The following is a 16,352-nucleotide window of genomic DNA, read 5'->3' as shown; positions in this document are numbered from 1 at the left end:
AGGAGGGGAAGATGGCGGAAAATTTGGCCAACAAGCGGTACGGGCAGGTCTATTTCGGTCACGTGCACGTGCATCTGCCCTTGCATCTGCCGTAAGCATCCGAAACCATGGTCCCGCACCGCCGCGCCGCCTCGCTACGACCGCGAATTCCGGGAGTGCCTCGCATGGGGACGAATGGATCGACCATGCTCGAGCCGTTACGGCAGGGCCTTCCTCCGCTCGACCCGACAGCCGTCTCCAGCGCCGCCTCCTGCGCCCTTCCGCCCCGGCTGGAAGCGGTGCGCGAGGCACGGCGGTTCACCCGCACCACGCTCGACGGCTGGCACCTGGGCGATCGCTTCGACGACGTGTGCCTGGTGGTCTCCGAACTCGTCACCAACGCCCTGCGGCACGCGCTGCCGTCCGGTGCGCCCTGTCCGGCGGACCAGAACGGGCCGGTGCGGCTGCACCTGATGCGCTGGACCGAGCGGCTGGTGTGCGCGGTGCGCGACCCCAGTCTCGACAGCCCGGTGACCCGCGAGGCGAACGACTTCTCCGCCGAGTCCGGCCGCGGGCTGTTCCTGGTCGAGTCCCTCAGCGACGGCTGGGGCTGGTACCCGCTGGCCGGGACGCTCGACGGCAAGGTCGTCTGGGCCCTGTTCCGACTGTCGCACCCGCCCACCGGCTGACCTTCCCCGACGCACGTCCGCGCCGCGCTTCTACGCGCGTCGCGGCGTGCGACGGTTCAGGGGTGGCCGAGGCGAGGTAAGGACGTGCGTCAGGTGCGGATGTGGCCGGGCACAGATGGGCGGGGCACGGACGGGCGGGGCACTGACGGGCCGGGCGCGGACGGGCGGGGCACCGGGTCAGCCCGCCACCAGGTGGTCGAACTCGCCGTCCTTCACGCCGAGCAGCATCGCCTCGATCTCGGCGCGGGTGTAGACGAGCGCGGGACCCTCGGGGAACCGGGAGTTGCGCATGGCGACGTCACCACCGGGCAGCAGGGCGAACTCCACGCAGGACCCCTGCGAGTTGCTGTGCCGGCTCTTCTGCCAGGCCACGCCCCGCAGCTCGGTGGCGGCGATGCCGTTGTGCACGCCGGACACGCCGGGCACACCAGGCCCACCGGACGCGCCGGGCGCGCCGGGCGCGCCGTCAACGTGGTACGCGTCGTACACGTCGTGGTCCACAGGTCGCTCCCCGGTCTGCACTGGCTGACGTGGCCATTGATGCAATGGTCAACTGAAGCGGATCATAACTCCGTTCACATGCAGATGCATAAGCAAATGCACGTGCACGGGCGGTGGTGCCGCGGTTACAGATGCCGGATGTCCGCGAGGTGCCTTGTCTTCTTGGACGCCCTCACGAGGTGAGCCGTTCCCGCGTCTGCCCCGGCAACAGTTGATCATGCAGTATCCAGGCCAGGCCCCGGGGCGACGGCTCCGGCTTCCGGAAGGTGCCGAAGACGCCGGACCTCCGCCGGACCTACGCCGGACCTACGCCGGGCATCTGCCGGGCATCTGCCCGGGATGGTCAATTACTCCTGGTAACTTGCGGCTGTCATGGGTCCGTTCGGCCGTCCGCTGTTGTCAGGGCCGACAGGCCGACAGGCAGACCCTGGAAACTTCCGGTGACAGGGGTGGGTGACTGTGGAAGGTAAAGCGAGCACGGAGGCCGAGCGCGGCGGCGACAGGCTTCGGGGCGGCAGAGTTCGGGACCGCAGGCTTCGGGGCCGCCGTGCCGGCGCGGTCGCGGCCGGGCTGGCGGCCGCGCTGGTGCTCACGCTCACCGCGTGCGGCGGCGACGACTCGGACACCGGCGAGGACACGCCCTCGGGCACCCCGGACGGGTCCGCGAGCGCGCCGGCCGGCACGGGCACGGCGCGTGCGGGCGGCACGGTGAGCCCCGGCACAGGGAGCGCGCAGACCGGGGACGCGGGGACCGGGACCCGTACGGGGGACGACGCAGGTTCCGATGCCGATGCCGACGCCGACGCAGGCAACCGCGACGACACCGGCACCAGTGACGGTGACGGTGACGGCACCGGTGATGGAGGCGACGGCTCGCCGAGCACCCCCGCCGACGCCCTGGAGGGCAGTTGGCTGGCGACCACCGACGGCAAGGCGGTCGCTCTCGTGGTCACCGGAAAGCAGGCCGGGCTCTTCGCCGTGGGCGGAACCGTGTGCAGCGGCACCGCCGGCGACCAGGCCGGCGCCCTGACGATCCGGCTCAAGTGCACCGGAGGCGACGACGACCGGGCGACCGGGCGCGTCGAGTCGGTCGGCGGTTCGACGCTGAAGGTGGACTGGGAGGGCGGCGTGGGCGTGGAGACGTACACGAAGGCCGAGGGCGCCCGGCTGCCGAGCGGCCTGCCGACGGCCGACCTGGGAAGCTGAACCCGTACTCCGTCCCGTCTGCCGCAAGAGGAACCCATCCATGCGCTCCACCCGGCCGATCGCCCTCGCCGCCTGCGTCGCCGCGACGCTCCTGCTGACCTCCTGCGCCGGCGGGGACGGTGACGACGACAACACCGCCACCGGTACCGACGACGGCGCGACCACCACCGCCGCCTGCAAGGTCGACGAGGTGGGCGTGGACGTCGCGGCGAGCCCCGCGCCGGCCGCCGGCGACACGGGCACCGTCACCGTGAGCCTGACCGGCCAGGGCGCCGAGTGCGTCCTCGAAGGCTTTCCCCAGGTCACCCTCACCGCGGCCGGCACCGCCGAGGAACTGAGCCCGGACGAGGGCGCCTCGGAGCAGCGGCTGACCCTGGCCGAGGGCACCACCGCGGCCTTCACCGTCACCTACGTTCGCGGCGAGGACGGCGGCGACGGGGGCCTCGCCGTACAGAAGGCGAGGTTCGCGCTGCCCGGCGCCGACACCACGCGGGACGTCGACTGGTCGTACGGGGCGGTCGCGGCGAAGGCGGACGGGAGCGGGCCGGACGCCACGGTGAGCGCGTTCCAGCAGGCGGGCGACTGAGATCCGGCCCGGCGCGCGCGGTCCCGGCCGGCGCTCACGCGTGGGGCGGTCCCGGTTCGCCCGCGCGCAGTCCGGCCTGGAAACGGGAGCCGGCGTCCAGTTCCGCCACCAGTTCGGCCACGCGCCGCCGTACGGGCCGACGAACTGGTCCGCACCGCGCCGGCCCCCTACCGCGACGGCCTCGTGATCGCGACGACGGTCGGCCCGCTCCCCGGCCCGGACGGCATGCCGAGCGCTCAGGCGACCGCCGGTGAGCTGCGCGCACTGGTCGAGGCGGATCTGCGCGCCCTCGGCCTCGACCGGCTCGACCTGGTCCGTCCGCGGGTGGGCGGGACGACCGGGCCGGGCGGCGAGTCGATCGCCGAACGCCTCGCGGCCCTCGCATAGCCGCGGACGAGCCCGGGCACCGGTTCGCTCGACCACCTGGAGGAGAACATGGCCGCGGCGGACCTGCGCCTCGGGCCGGAGGACCTGGCCGAGCTACGAGGCCCCTCGGGCCCCGCAGGCCCCACCTCCCGATCCTCCGCGCCGAAAAGCCGACCCGGAGACCCGGAGACCCGGAGACCCGGAGACCCGGCGACGCGGCGACCCGGAGACCCGGCGACGTGGCGACCCGGAGACCCGGGCGGAACTCAGGGCAGTGGCCGACGCGAGCCGACCCGGGCCCGGTCGGCCGCGCGAGTGCCCTCCGTCCAGCCGGCCTCGTCGGAGACGCCCCGCAGCCGGGTCGTGGTGGTCGCCGGGAACATCCGCTCCAGGTGGTCGGTGACCGCGACCTCCCGCGTGGCGAGCACCGGCAGCAGATCCTCGGTCACGGGGGCCTCGGCGGCGGCGCGCAGCCGGCTGCCGACGCGGTGCGCGTAGGCGGCGAGGAACGACTGCCGGAACACCTTCGTCCGCTTCCGGCCGCCGGCTCGCTGGGCGGCCTCCGCCTTCGTCATCGCGGATTCGGCCTGCACGAGCAGCGACGTGTGCATCAGCTCGACCGCCGTCAGGTCCGCCTCGAAACCGACCACGGTGGAGAAACCGAACGGCTCGTTCCACACCGCCCGGCAGTGGTTGGCGCCGGCCACCGCGTCCAGCAGTACCGCCTTGGCCTGCTCGTACGGCGGCTCCACGCCGATCCGGCAGGCCCCCGGGGCGTCGGGCGCGGGCGCGCGGGCCGCGAGCAGCGCCTCGTCTACGCTGTGCCGGGCCATCAGCTCCTGCGCCTTGGCACTCAGCGCCTCCGCCTCCTCCGGATAGCCGGTCGCCTCCGCCTTGGCGAGCAGCGCGCGGATCTTCGCGAGCGCACGCGACTCGGCCCGCTGCTCCCGACCCGCCCCACCGGATCCACCGGATCCACCGGATCCACCGGATCCGCCGGACCCACCCCATCCGCCGGGTTCGTCCAGCGGTTCGAGCGTGGGCAGCCGCAGCAGCAGGCGGTACAGCTCCAGTACGACGGTGGCGTGCGTGAACCGGTCGGCGCGCGGGGCCCGGCCCGGCGCCTCGGCGGACAGGTCGTCGAGTTGTGCGCGCCAGCGCGGCCCGCGCGGCCGGTCGCCCCCGGCCTGCGCCCGGATCAGGTCCCCGGCCAGCCGCAGGTGTACGTCGTCCAGGTCCCGCCGCACCAGTCGTACGACGTCGGCGGGCTGCCAGTTGCGGCGCCAGGCGGTGGCCACGAACTCCTCACCCCGCCGCTGGAGTTCGGCGTCGGCGCCGGGGTCGGCCGCGAGCAGGGAGGCCGCGGTGTCGAGACCGGCGTCGGTGGTGTCGTACAGGGCCGTCCGGAAGGCGCGGTCGACGGTGCTGGGCGTACTCACCCGGCGATAGTGCCATGGACCGCCGCCCCGCCCGCCGCCCCGCCCGCCACCCCGCCTCACTGCGCGGCCTGACAGTCCCGCCCCGACTGTCAACCAAAGGTTGACGCCCCCGTGGACGCAACCTACGGTTGACACATGACGACGAATCCGAGCATCACGTCATCCGTACGCCTCGACGACCTGATCGCGGCGATCAAGAAGGTGCACGCCTCGCCGCTGGAACAGCTCCAGGACGCGGTGCTCGCCGGCGAGCACCTCGGTGAGGTCGCCGACCACCTCATCGGCCACTTCGTGGACCAGGCCCGGCGCTCGGGCGCGTCCTGGACGGACATCGGCCGGAGGATGGGCGTCACCCGGCAGGCGGCGCAGAAGCGCTTCGTGCCGAAGGAGTCCACCGACCTCGACGCGAGCGAGGGCTTCAGCCGCTACACGCTCCGCGCCCGCAACGCCGTGATGGCCGCGCACCACGAGGCCAAGAACGCGGGTAACGCCGAGGGCGTGCCCGCACACCTGGTCCTCGGCCTGCTCGCCGAACCCGACGGTCTCGCCGTGAAGGCGATCACCGCGCAGGGCGTGGCCCCCGACGCGGTCCGCGAGGCGGCCCTGGCAGCGCTGCCCCCGGCCGCCGCCGAGGTCCCGGAACTGGTGCCGTACGGCCCCGCGGCGAAGAAGGCCCTGGAACTCACCTTCCGCGAGGCCCTCCGCCTCGGCCACAACTACATCGGCACCGAGCACCTCCTGCTCGCCCTCCTGGAACACGAGAACGGCGAGGGCGTGCTCCACGGCCTCGGCCTCGACAAGGAGCGGACCGAGCAGTACGTCACCGAGGTGCTGTCCCAGTTCCTCAAGACACCCGTGAAGAGCGAGGCGCCCGGGTCCCCCACCGAGACCGGCCAAACCGGGGAGCCAGGCGAAACCAGGAAGCCCGGCGAGCCCGGCGAGCCCGGCGAGCCCGGCGAGCCCGGCGAGCCCGGCGAATAGCCCCTCCCCTTTTCTCCCCCTCCCGTCCCGAGAAGCCGATGTCAGACCCCCCTGCGAGACTCGTGGCATGGCCGACCGGTGGGTGCTCGCCCTGGCCGAGGATGGTGGCGCGGACGTCGCCCCGCTCGGCCCCGACGGGCTGCCCGCCGCCCCCGTGCGGCGGGAACCGGACCCCGCGCGGGCCGTCCGCGACCGGCCCGGGGTGACGCGATGGGTGTGGCGCTCCACCGCCGAGGTCTACCCGCACCTGCTCGCCGCGGGGGTACGGGTGGAGCGCTGCTACGACATCGAGGACGCCGAGTCCCTGCTCCTCGGCCACGAGGGCCGGTCCGGCGAACCGCACGCGGCCGCCGCCGCCCTGGCCAGACTGCGCGGCGGCCCGGTTCCGTCCGACCCGCCCCAGCGCGCCGCCGAGCCGGGCGCGCAGTCCCCGCTCTTCGAACCGAGGGGCACCCACCTCCCCCTCACCGACCTGGTCGCCGTCTACGCCGAGCAGCAGCGGCGGCACGATCTGTCCGCCCACCCCGACCGGATGCGGCTGCTGACGGCGGCCGAGTCGGCGGGGATGCTGGTGGCCGCCGAGATGAACCGCGCCGGACTGCCGTGGCGGGCGGACGTGCACCGGGAGGTCCTGCACGACCTGCTCGGCGAGCGGTACCCGGGCGGCGGCGAACCGCGCCGCCTGGCCGAACTGGCGGACGAGGTGTCCGCCGCCTTCGGCCGCCGGGTCCGGCCCGACCTGCCGGCGGACGTGATCAAGGCGTTCGCGCAGGCCGGGATCAGGCTCCGCTCCACCCGCCGCTGGGCGATCGAATCCATCGACCACCCCGCCGTGAAGCCGCTCCTCGCATACAAGAAGCTGTACCGCGTCTGGGTCGCCCACGGCTGGTCGTGGCTGCAGACCTGGGTCCGGGAAGGCCGCTTCCGCCCCGAGTTCGTCGCCGGCGGCACGGTCACCGGACGCTGGGTGACCAACGGCGGGGGCGCGCTGCAGATACCCAAGGTGATCCGGCGGGCCGTCGTCGCCGACCCCGGCTGGCGGCTGGTGGTCGCCGACGCCGACCAGATGGAACCGCGCGTACTGGCGGCGATCTCCCGCGACCCCGGGCTGATGGAGGTGGCCGGCCGGGAGAGCGACCTCTACCAGGCGGTGTCCGAGCGCGCCTTCTCCGGCGACCGCGCCCAGGCCAAGCTCGCCGTACTCGGCGCGGTCTACGGCCAGACCGCCGGCGACGGCCTGAAGAACCTCGCCGCCCTCAGACGCCGCTTCCCGCGCGCGGTGGCCTACGTCGACGACGCCGCCCGCGCGGGCGAGGAGGGCCGTCTCGTCCGCACCTGGCTGGGCCGCACCTGCCCACCGGCGGCCGGGCCGGACGACGACCCCACCGGAGAGGCCGGCCTCCCCCAGGACGAGGCGCCGGACACCGCCGGCCTCGCGGAGTGGGTGCCCGGGTCCGGGTACGCCTCGACGGACGCCCGCGCCCGAGGCCGCTTCGCCCGCAACTTCGTGGTGCAGGGCAGCGCCGCCGACTGGGCCCTGCTGATGCTGGCCGCACTGCGGCAGACCTGCGCGGGCCTCGCCGCCGAACTGGTCTTCTTCCAGCACGACGAGGTGATCGTGCACTGCCCGCAGGAGGAGGCCGACACGATCGTCACGGCAATACGCGAGGCGGCAACCCTGGCAGGCCGCCTGACCTTCGGCGAAACACCGGTCCGCTTCCCGTTCACGACCGCGGTGGTGGAGTGCTACGCGGACGCCAAGTGAGACCGCACCACGCCGCCGACCGGACCGCGCCCCTGCCGACACAGCAGCACAAAAGCAAAAGCCCCAGGTCACGGCGAGTGAGTCCGGAGGCTTCCACAGAGCCGCCTTCGGGATTCGAACCCGAGACCTACGCATTACGAGGGCCTGCAAGATCATCTCAGCCCATGCCGGACGATGTCGCCGAATCTCATTTCGCCAGGTCAGAGAGCCACAGCCCCCGCTCCACATGCCACCAAATCCATCCTGTGCCGCCCGGTCCGCTCACGCAGCGCTCACGCAGCGCTGGTCCGTTACGTGCCCCTTGGTTCCCAGGTAGCCGATGTCTCCATCAATGACGCAGCTGACCGCTTCGGCGGAATGCAGATGTGGGAGCGGAGTGCCAGACCTGAGCGTCTTACTGCTGGTCTCCCTCGCCGCCAAACTGCTGGATGTCGCTCAGCAGGTGGAGGGCATGTGCAGTCAAGGAGAGGGCGTGAGGCCGTGTCAGGGAGATCTTGCGGTGGGCGTGCGGGTTGCGAACGAACTTGAAGAACGTCCGCAGCCGGAGTCGGTAGATCTTCAGCATCGTGTTGTAGACGAAGACTTCGTCATGCAGGTGGTCGATGAACTCCCCAACGAGCCTCTGACCGTACCCATCATCGTTGCCCACCACGTCTCGCAACGCCGACTCAACCGCGATCCCGACTTCGCGGACCGCATGGTCATAGAGCTCGTTGTCCAAGAGCTTGCGCAGGTCTGGCAGAAACTCGGGAAGCTCGACCTGCTCCGAGAGCTGCTGGGTGACGACTTCCCAACCCGAGGCGGTGATCGTCAGAGGAGACTCGTTGCCGTCTTCCTCGAAGGCGGGGTACGTGTAGGGATCGCCATCCCAGAAATCTTCTTCTACCGGTAGCTCGGGCAGGCTTGGAAGCGAGATCTCCCGACTATTGCCTTGATCGTCCTTGGTGAAATACCTGACTCCCCGCTTCCATCCCATCTCGATGCGCCGGCGGAGCTCCCACTCGCGATGACTGATCGGGGTAACGCCGCTGATGAGGCCCTCCTTCCGCAGGCGAAGCAGGTCTTCATGCCAGATCGCCACCTGGAACGCATCCCGCGACCACGGATCCCGGGGAGGGTGCGGCTTCTTCGAGTCATAGTTGTACGCGTTGAACAGGACACAGCGATCAATGTCATCCATGGGCTCGAAACGGGTGCCCTCCGGGAACTGCGCCAAGTCGAACAGACCGTGCACCCCACCCGGCGAGCATGGGTAAGCGGGCCAGTCCGCATGAATCGCCAGGACGAAACCACCACGACCATCGCCGTAGCCCCACCCAAACCAACCAGGGTGGTCAGAGAGGTCGCGGGACTTCTCAGCGTCCGATCCGCCTTCGCTCATGAGACGAGCATCTCATCAGCCGCGGACCCGATCGCAGCAGAATTTCGAGTCAGGACCGGCCTCTTGTTCCCTTGCCTGCTTCGACGTGCCCGTACAGCTGGCGCCACTGGTGGCCGCCGAGTAGATCACGGCGGACCGCGACCCAGCACCCCTTCAGTTCACTGAGATGGCCGCCGAGAACGGGCGAGGGCGGACGGGTGCGGACGGCGAATAGCGCGGCCAAGCCGACGATGCCCATCTCGCACCTGCAGCAGCCCCCTCGTCATCAACGGTGTGCGGCGAGTCAGCCAGTGCCACCACATCACCAAGTGAGCCGCACGTGCCCCCCGAGACCTCGCCCCAGGACCCCGTCCAGGAAGCGAAGCACCGCCGCGCTGGCATCATCGCCTTCGCCATTGGCGCCGCCGCCTCGCTCGCGTTCTTCGCCTTCTTCCCCGGCCTCCCCCACGTCATCGACTGGGGTGCCATCCTCGTCTCCCTCGTCGTCGGCGCCCTCACCCGCTGGGCCTGGCTGGCCCGGACCCGAAGGAAGCACGCCAGCGCGGAGTAGATCGTCGCGGCCCCTCCCACCACCGACGCTGTCACGCGCGCGGGCGCTTACCGAGCCAATGCGCATCAAGCCAGACCCGATGTTCAGGTCGCAGCTGCACCGCCACAGGTTGGCCGTGCAGCTGCGCGTAACACGGATAGCCGTGAAGGCTCGGGATCACGTCGAGGGTTCCGGAGGCCACGTCCACCGCGATATGGCCGAGGTCAAAGAGCCTGTGGATGTCACGGCGCAGGAGCAGCCCGCCATACTCGTGGTGCTCGCCACTCTCGGCATAGCTGTAGAGGTGAGCCGCTTCCAGGGCGTCCGCCGGCGTGGGGCCCGTGAAGGCGCACACTTCGCCCTGCTCGCGCAACAGACGTGCGCGGAAAGCCTCTTGCCCGACGCGCGTTCGCACGAGCGATTCCTTGTGGCCTCCTGCTATGGCCAGACGAGCGGCTGCGGCAATGTCCTTCACGGTGCTGGCCTGACCGCTGGCGTCGAGAAGTGCCTGCCGTAGCCGCTCCCATCGCGCAGGGCGCATACTCAACTGCGACTTCGGAGATTCGCAGAGGGCCCGCAGCTCGGAGCCCGAGACCAACCACGCCCGTTCATCCATCTCTTGCCGTGCGAAGACCGGTAGGTAGTCACCGACCTGGTATTCTGACGTGGGGCGGCAAAGAGGTGTCCGCACTTGCCGCAGCGGTAGGCTGGCTTCTCTCGGTGACGCCGTTTGATGTCAGCCTTGCCACACCGAGGACAGGAGTACAGCACCTTCTCGGCCGAAGCGGTGTTGATCGCCTCTATCACCGAAACGCCGACGAGCTCCTTCCTGTCCCAAAGAGCTATGACGTCCCCCACCGCCACACGAGCATGGTTCTGAACGGTGCTGTCCCAGCTGTAGTGCAGAGACGCACTGTCGTCATAACCGTCGTTTCCGGCATGCTCCCGGTTGGCACCCAGCGCCAGCATCAACCACGCAGCGGCCACGTTCTTGGTGGTGAAGTTGGCTCGCACATCGACTAGTTCGTAGTCGCGACTGGCGCCTATATCGGCCTCCGGAATCATGCGCCAATCATGCCTGAGGGACCAGCGGCGTACAGCCCGGGCGTCTTCGCAGCAGGTCCCGCTGGATGTCGTCGCCCGACCTCGCTTCTCCGTTCGGCAAAGCCGCGGTGGTGAACATCAGATCAAGGCACCGACGGACTCGATCCGGACAGATTCGATCAACTATACGTAACCGCTTGCGACTTCGACGAGATACGTTCGATGCTGCTGGGGCTCGAAGCAGCAGAAGATGTCCGGCTTTGGCGTCGTGCCTTGGCGGCTTCTGACTCGCGAGCCTGGAGACCCCGTGGACATCCATGTCACGCGGGCCAGTTCGGCATGTCTGCCTCAACTGGCACGCTCTTCTGAGCCACCTCGGCTCTCACCCCTTCCCTCATGTGCGGGGGCACGCCCCCTTCCAGCCCCGGCGGAGCTCGCCGAATCCGACGGGGAGGCGGCGTGACCAACTCGTTCGAGCCAAGCGTTGCCCAGCAGACTGCTCTCGTGGACCACCTGGTCAACGCGGTGGTCAGCGATGCGACCGGCGAGGCCCAGGGGGACGTCTGCCTGGGCGAGCCTCCAAGTGCTCGGTACTTCATGGAAAGCCTCGGCCCACACACCATCGAACCTGGCGGAGCTGCCCCGCGGTACGGCCGCACGACACCGGACAGTCTCGGGTTCGAGTTCGAGGCCAGCAATGCCAGCTCCATCAGCGTCAAGGCGCGGGCATCGTTCTACTACGCGGCACTTCCGACCCGATCGCAGCAGCTGGAGTGGGCTGGTGAGCGCGAAGAGCCGTACAGACTGGCCCCTCTGTTCAAGCGACTGACTGTGACCGTCGGTCCCGTGGACGTCGTGCTGGGACAAGAGGCCGGCCTGCGTCAGACCTTGGAAGCTGAGTTCCAGCGCGCCTTCCAGGACGCCGTGAGAGTGGCACTCCAAGACCCTCGGATCGACCGTCGTGTCGGGAACGACCGCCGAGAGCGGCTCGTTCCTCCTGCCGCGATGGCGGACGACCGGACCTTCGAACAGTGGCTCGCCCGGGAGGTGGGCGGGGACCCCGTAGTGCCATCCCCCGCCGCGCACGTCGTCATCACGTCGAGGCTGGTCGCGTCCGGGCGGCTCCGCGTGACCGTCACTCTGCAGAACCTCGCCACCGACCCCGTCGTGACCGTCCAGGGACGGGGCAGCAACGCCGGCCGTACCCGTCGCGACGAGGCGAGGGACAACGCCCTGTTCCGCGCAGAGCTGGAGATCCAGGGTGACCATCTCCTGCCCATCGTGATGGACCTCGGTGCCGACGCCTACCGCTACTCCGGGGAGCTCGGGGCGTACGCGAACAACTGCGGTGTCGAGCCCCGGTGGCACGAAGGCAGGCTCGTGGCCGTACGCAGCGTGCCCGTCCCTCAGCACGACACCCATCGGGCCGTGGCCAGAACCGATGAGCGCTGGAGTTACGCGACGCTTTCGACCGACCCTCTTCCCGTTCTCGACGAGCTCGCTGACGAGATGGAGGCGTACCTGGGGGCTCCTGTGTGGAGCACCGAGGATCTCCAGGACAGGCCCGAGCTGGCCCAGCGTAAAGAGGCAGACCGAAGGGCCGCGGCCTTGGAGGTCGCCCGCTTCCGTGACGGTGTCGCTTGGCTTCGGAGAGACAGGCGTCTCCTGACAGCGTTCCAGCTGGCCAACGAGTCCATGGTGGAGCTCAACAAGCGGCGGAAGCGCCCCAGCCGGGGGTGGCGGCTCTTCCAGCTGGTCGCCATCGTCAGTCAGCTCAGTTCCCTGGCCTGGCGCGAGCATCCCGAGGACCTCTTCGCATCTGGCCTCTGGGGCGACGAACACAACGTGGATCCGACCGAGGCAGCGACCGTCGTCTGGTACCCCACCGGCGGCGGCAAGACCGAGGCGTATCTCGGCTTGGTGCTGGTGTGCATGTTCTACGACCGTGCGCGGGGAAAGGCGCTCGGTGTCTCGGCATGGTGCCGGTTCCCTCTGCGACTGCTGACCTTGCAGCAGACACAGCGCCAGCTCGATGTGATCGCCGCCGCCGAGACGGTCCGTGGCAAAAACGCCGGCCTGCTCAGGGAGGTTGGTGGCGATCCCGGCTGGCCCTTCTTCATCGGCTTCTACGCCGGTGGTGGTAACACCCCCAACTCGCTGATCACGGACCGCATGATCGACCGCCTTCGCTCAAGCGAGGAGGAACGGCATGCGTACCGCCTTGTCCATGACTGCCCTTACTGCGGTGAACGGTCAGTCCGCATCCCGGCGCCCGACCCACAGCGACTCAGGCTCCAGCACGTCTGCGGCAGCGAGGCGTGCGGGAAGGTTCTGCCGATCCTCGTCGTCGACACCGAGATCTACCGGTACCTACCGACCGTCGTGGTCGGGACCCTGGACAAGCTCGCCAACGTAGGGTTGTCGGACAAGTTCGGCGCCCTCCTCGGCGACGTGGACTGCTGGTGCCCTCCTCACGGCTTCGGTCGGGGCGGTAAGTGCCACGAACGGCATGCGCCGGGTCATCCGAAGACCCCGCTCCAGCCCCTGGGCGAGCCTCTTTACGACCCCTCCCCGTCACTGGAGATCATCGACGAGCTTCACATGGTCAACGAAGAGCTCGGAGCTTTTTCCGGCCACTACGAGGGCCTGCTGGCCGAGGTGCAGCGCACTCTGTCGTCCCGACAGCGTGCCGACGGTCGAGGTGTCCGGATGAAGGTGGTCGCCACCACCGCCACCATCCGGGGCGAGGACCGCCAGAGTGAGCACCTCTTCGGTCTCAGGTCAGTGGTGGTGCCACTGCCGGGGCCCAACCTCGACGAGAGCTTCTACTGGCGCCTCGACCGGAGTCTCCCGCTCCGTCGCTTCGTCGGAGTCATGCCGACACGCGGCACGGCAGAGATGACGCTGGTCAGGATCCTGACGTCCGCCCACCGGGCACTGTGGAAACTCGACCGGCGAGAGGGTCTGCCCCCCGCCCTCGAGAGTTGGCCGGAGGATGAGCTCCGCGCAGTCGTCGACCTTTACCGGACGAGCCTCACGTACGCCACCACTCTGGTCGACTTCGGCCGTATCCGTCGCTCGCTGGATACCCAGGTCAACGAGGCCCTGCGCAGGGAGGGCTTTCCGGATCTCAGGGTGGCCGAACTCAAGGGCGAGACGCGCCTGGACCAGGTACGCGGCGTCCTCGACGACCTGGGAAGCACCAACGGCAACACGGGCATGGTCGTCGCCACCAGCATGGTCAGCCACGGAGTCGACGTGGACCGGTTGAACCTGATGCTGTTCAACGGCATGCCCCGCTCCATGGCGGAGTACATCCAGGCGTCGTCGAGGGTGGGCCGCGCCTACCACGGCCTCGTCTTCATGCTCTTCAACCCCGTGAGGGAGAGAGACCGGTCGCACTACCGCTATCACGGCAAGTTCCACGAGTACCTCGACCGTATGGTCGAGCCGGTGGCCATCAACCGCTGGAGCAGGTTCGCGGTTCGCAAGACCCTGCCGGGGATACTGATGGGGCAACTTCTCCAGATCGCGAACCGTGACTGGTGGCGGGCGGGTAACGCCCCTGGCCACCTGCACGACCTCTCGAAGATGCAGGCCGCCCTCCGTACCCCCTCGAGCGGGGGCCTGGAAGGGGTCCAGCTCACCGAGCTGCTGGAGGTGCTGCACTCCGTCTTCCAGTCGGACCGCCCGGAGGGGCAGGAACTCCGCACTGACCTCGAGGACATGGTGGAGCACGCCCTGGCGAGCCTCCGCTCCGCCGGCGCCTCCGCTGGCCTCACCGGCGGAAACAACCGGGGATACCGCGCGACTGGCGACTACCTGGGCCTCGAGTACCGGCCCATGACGAGCCTCCGCGACGTCTCCGAGGGAATCCCGTTCCACGTCGTATCCGACAGCAGGAGGTCGTGATGGCGTTCAACCCCAGGAACGACGACATGGCTCGGGACAGGGGCCAGGTTCTCTACCGATACCGCCCCGGCCAGACCTTCGACCACCGCGGCGGCTACACGGCCCAGGTGGTCCAGTTCGGGCGTGACGAGGAGTTTGACGGTCCCTCGCTCGACCGCGAGCACCTGGTACAGGAGGCGATGCGGTTCGTGCGCAGGTGGCGAGCCGCCGGGCGTGCGCTCTCCGCTGGAGCTGACCGGGCGCCGGAGTTCCCCGGGGACGAGGACCGGCTTGCCGATCGCCACTACGAAGTCGTGGTCCCGGGTAAGGTCTTCTGCCGCATCTGGCCTCGGGTGGTGCGCTGCTCGAGCGGCGGGTGCGGGCATGTCTGGACGGCCAGTGACCCACGGCCCGGAACGGACGACTGGCCACCGGCCTGCCCGACCTGTGGCAACACAGTCGGGAATCGACAGCTTCAGTTCGTCTTCGCGCACAAGTGTGGCGAGATGTCGCCCATGTACCCGCCAAGCAAGTGCCCCAGGGGACACACCCGGTTCAGGTTGGACGACCGCGCGAGTCGATTCCGTGACTTCCGGTGGGAGTGCATGACCTGCGGCTTTCCACTGTCCGTGCAGTGGAGTTGCAGCAACTCCTCGTGCAGCTACCCGGACAAGTTCATGCACCCCCTGCTCCACACCGCGGGCACGGCGCATGTCGGGCAGGGGTTGACGCTCGTGAACGTGACCACGGCAGAAGAGGCCACTCGGCAGAGCAACCCCCTGTACACGGCTGCCGTGCTCGGCTGGTGGCTCGGTGAGATCACCGAGGACGAGTTCCGGCGGCTCACGGACGGGCACACGGTGGACGTCCCCGACGAGGTCGTCGAGAGCATCCGTGCGATGGAGGAGGCCGGCCTGAACGATCAGGCGCGCGCACTCCGGGCACGCTTCATGCCGGTCGAGGTGGACCACCTGCGGGACAGCGTGAGCAAAGCCCTCGGGCTGGACACCGAGAGCGACGACGCCCGCGGGCTTGCGGCCGAACTGCACACCTATCGTCGGGTCCTGAACCTGGAGCGCCTTGGCATCCCCCGCCTGCAGCGGGAAGCCCGCAACCCCGAGCGCCGCGCCCTGTACGAGCGATACCCCGGTGTACTGAGGGCTGCCGGACTCGGTCAGGAGACATGCCTGATCAGTGATCTCCCGATCACCTACCTCGCGATCGGATACAGCCGGACGGGGTTCAGCCCCGAGGAGGCCGACCTGGTGCCCTATCGGGGACGTGCCGCACGAGGCGCACCCGAGAAGACCCTCCTCTACGCCCACCCCACAGAAGCGGAGGCTCTCCTGTTCCCCGTGGACCGGGAGCGGGTGAGCAGGTGGCTGGTCCGCAACGAGCTCGTGAGCCGCAGCACGCTGGACGACTCAGGGGGCGTCACGAAGTGGTTGGTGCACCAGCTGGGTCCCAGTGATGGTCAGGCCCTCTCTCACGAGACCCGGCCGGAGCCCGGGCACCCTGATCTCCCTGTTCACGAGCTGTTCGGCCTGCTTCACTCCCTGTCCCACCAGCTACTCCGGGCTCTGGCGGTCGACAGCGGCTACAGCGAGACGAGCCTGTCCGAGTACCTCTTCCCGTACGACCTGGCATTCGCCATCTACCCCAACGGTGGGAGCGACTTCAGCCTCGGTGCCATGCGGACGGTACTCGAACAGAATCTGGACGCGGTCGTCAGCCGTGCAGTCGACAACGACGCGTGTCTGTACGACCCGAACTGCATGATCACCAACGAGGGCGCGGATCACGGCTGCCTCCAACTCCCCGAGACCGCCTGCCAGTCCTGGAACCGGAACCTCTCCCGTTGGCATCTGTTCGGATCTCCCGACGGTTCCAGGGTCGGATACTGGGATCCGACCCTGTGAATCACCGGTGGTGGGGGGCGGGAACTGAACCAGAACCCTCCCTCACCACTTTCCGAACGTGCGTGAATTCCAACCG

At 69.5% G+C, this 16,352-nt stretch carries 13 protein-coding genes; 9 read left to right on the top strand and 4 right to left on the bottom strand.

Annotated features, from left to right (window positions below; all coding sequences use genetic code 11):
- The first annotated feature begins 185 nt into the window (after window positions 1-185).
- Window positions 186-668 (top strand): ATP-binding protein, encoded by a 483-nt coding sequence (locus ABEB00_RS13120; protein ID WP_345619625.1) that lies wholly within the window; start codon window positions 186-188, stop codon window positions 666-668.
- Window positions 669-845: 177 nt separating this feature from the next.
- Here ABEB00_RS13120 and ABEB00_RS13115 read toward each other — a convergent pair whose 3' ends face one another.
- On the bottom strand, window positions 846-1,169 hold the full coding sequence (locus tag ABEB00_RS13115; protein ID WP_425586478.1) for a DUF397 domain-containing protein: 324 nt from the start codon (window positions 1,167-1,169) through the stop codon (window positions 846-848).
- Between the two features lie 459 nt (window positions 1,170-1,628).
- Here ABEB00_RS13115 and ABEB00_RS13110 point away from each other — a divergent pair, with 459 nt between their 5' ends.
- From ABEB00_RS13110 to ABEB00_RS13100, 3 genes are all read left to right on the top strand, one after another.
- The gene (locus ABEB00_RS13110; RefSeq protein ID WP_425586477.1) at window positions 1,629-2,375 is read left to right on the top strand and encodes a hypothetical protein; all 747 of its coding nucleotides are present in this window, start codon (window positions 1,629-1,631) and stop codon (window positions 2,373-2,375) included.
- A 40-nt stretch (window positions 2,376-2,415) separates the two neighbouring features.
- Window positions 2,416-2,961 (top strand): DUF4232 domain-containing protein, encoded by a 546-nt coding sequence (locus ABEB00_RS13105; protein WP_345619624.1) that lies wholly within the window; start codon window positions 2,416-2,418, stop codon window positions 2,959-2,961.
- Window positions 2,962-3,144: 183 nt separating this feature from the next.
- Entirely contained in the window at window positions 3,145-3,348 is a 204-nt protein-coding gene (locus ABEB00_RS13100; protein ID WP_345619622.1) for an aldo-keto reductase family protein, read from the top strand.
- A gap of 245 nt (window positions 3,349-3,593) precedes the next feature.
- On the opposite strand, the gene ABEB00_RS13095 is transcribed toward ABEB00_RS13100, so the two are convergent.
- Window positions 3,594-4,766 (bottom strand): DUF2786 domain-containing protein, encoded by a 1,173-nt coding sequence (locus ABEB00_RS13095; protein WP_345619621.1) that lies wholly within the window; start codon window positions 4,764-4,766, stop codon window positions 3,594-3,596.
- 135 nt (window positions 4,767-4,901) lie between these two features.
- Here ABEB00_RS13095 and ABEB00_RS13090 point away from each other — a divergent pair, with 135 nt between their 5' ends.
- Both ABEB00_RS13090 and ABEB00_RS13085 read left to right on the top strand, forming a co-directional pair.
- A complete protein-coding gene (locus ABEB00_RS13090) occupies window positions 4,902-5,747 on the top strand; it encodes a Clp protease N-terminal domain-containing protein (protein WP_345619619.1) in 846 nt (281 codons plus the stop codon).
- A gap of 67 nt (window positions 5,748-5,814) precedes the next feature.
- A complete protein-coding gene (locus ABEB00_RS13085) occupies window positions 5,815-7,512 on the top strand; it encodes a bifunctional 3'-5' exonuclease/DNA polymerase (RefSeq protein WP_345619618.1) in 1,698 nt (565 codons plus the stop codon).
- Window positions 7,513-7,906: 394 nt separating this feature from the next.
- Here ABEB00_RS13085 and ABEB00_RS13080 read toward each other — a convergent pair whose 3' ends face one another.
- Complete coding sequence (locus tag ABEB00_RS13080) at window positions 7,907-8,893, bottom strand: TIGR02391 family protein (protein WP_143052011.1); 987 nt, start codon at window positions 8,891-8,893, stop codon at window positions 7,907-7,909.
- Window positions 8,894-9,212: 319 nt separating this feature from the next.
- Here ABEB00_RS13080 and ABEB00_RS13075 point away from each other — a divergent pair, with 319 nt between their 5' ends.
- Complete coding sequence (locus ABEB00_RS13075; RefSeq protein ID WP_093708170.1) at window positions 9,213-9,443, top strand: hypothetical protein; 231 nt, start codon at window positions 9,213-9,215, stop codon at window positions 9,441-9,443.
- A 31-nt stretch (window positions 9,444-9,474) separates the two neighbouring features.
- Here ABEB00_RS13075 and ABEB00_RS13070 read toward each other — a convergent pair whose 3' ends face one another.
- Complete coding sequence (locus ABEB00_RS13070) at window positions 9,475-9,897, bottom strand: HNH endonuclease (RefSeq protein ID WP_345619617.1); 423 nt, start codon at window positions 9,895-9,897, stop codon at window positions 9,475-9,477.
- 1,028 nt (window positions 9,898-10,925) lie between these two features.
- Between ABEB00_RS13070 and ABEB00_RS13065 the strand changes: the two genes are divergently transcribed.
- A complete protein-coding gene (locus ABEB00_RS13065; RefSeq protein ID WP_345619616.1) occupies window positions 10,926-14,378 on the top strand; it encodes a helicase-related protein in 3,453 nt (1,150 codons plus the stop codon).
- Window positions 14,378-16,276, top strand: coding sequence for a hypothetical protein (locus ABEB00_RS13060; protein ID WP_345619615.1), 1,899 nt, complete (start codon window positions 14,378-14,380; stop codon window positions 16,274-16,276). The genes ABEB00_RS13065 and ABEB00_RS13060 overlap by 1 nt, the downstream gene beginning before the upstream one ends.
- Window positions 16,277-16,352 lie beyond the last annotated feature (76 nt).

The sequence above is a fragment of the Streptomyces ziwulingensis genome (assembly GCF_039542605.1).
GTDB classification, from domain to species: domain Bacteria; phylum Actinomycetota; class Actinomycetes; order Streptomycetales; family Streptomycetaceae; genus Streptomyces; species Streptomyces ziwulingensis.
This window is presented reverse-complemented; position numbering and strand designations above follow the sequence as displayed.

Coding starts and splice junctions, on each gene's coding strand:
- ABEB00_RS13120 (WP_345619625.1), top strand. CDS start 186: ATGCTCGAGCCGTTACGGCAGGGCCTTCCTCCGCTCGACCCGACAGCC.
- ABEB00_RS13105 (WP_345619624.1), top strand. CDS start 2,416: ATGCGCTCCACCCGGCCGATCGCCCTCGCCGCCTGCGTCGCCGCGACG.
- ABEB00_RS13090 (WP_345619619.1), top strand. CDS start 4,902: ATGACGACGAATCCGAGCATCACGTCATCCGTACGCCTCGACGACCTG.
- ABEB00_RS13085 (WP_345619618.1), top strand. CDS start 5,815: ATGGCCGACCGGTGGGTGCTCGCCCTGGCCGAGGATGGTGGCGCGGAC.
- ABEB00_RS13080 (WP_143052011.1), bottom strand. CDS start 8,893: ATGAGCGAAGGCGGATCGGACGCTGAGAAGTCCCGCGACCTCTCTGAC.
- ABEB00_RS13060 (WP_345619615.1), top strand. CDS start 14,378: ATGGCGTTCAACCCCAGGAACGACGACATGGCTCGGGACAGGGGCCAG.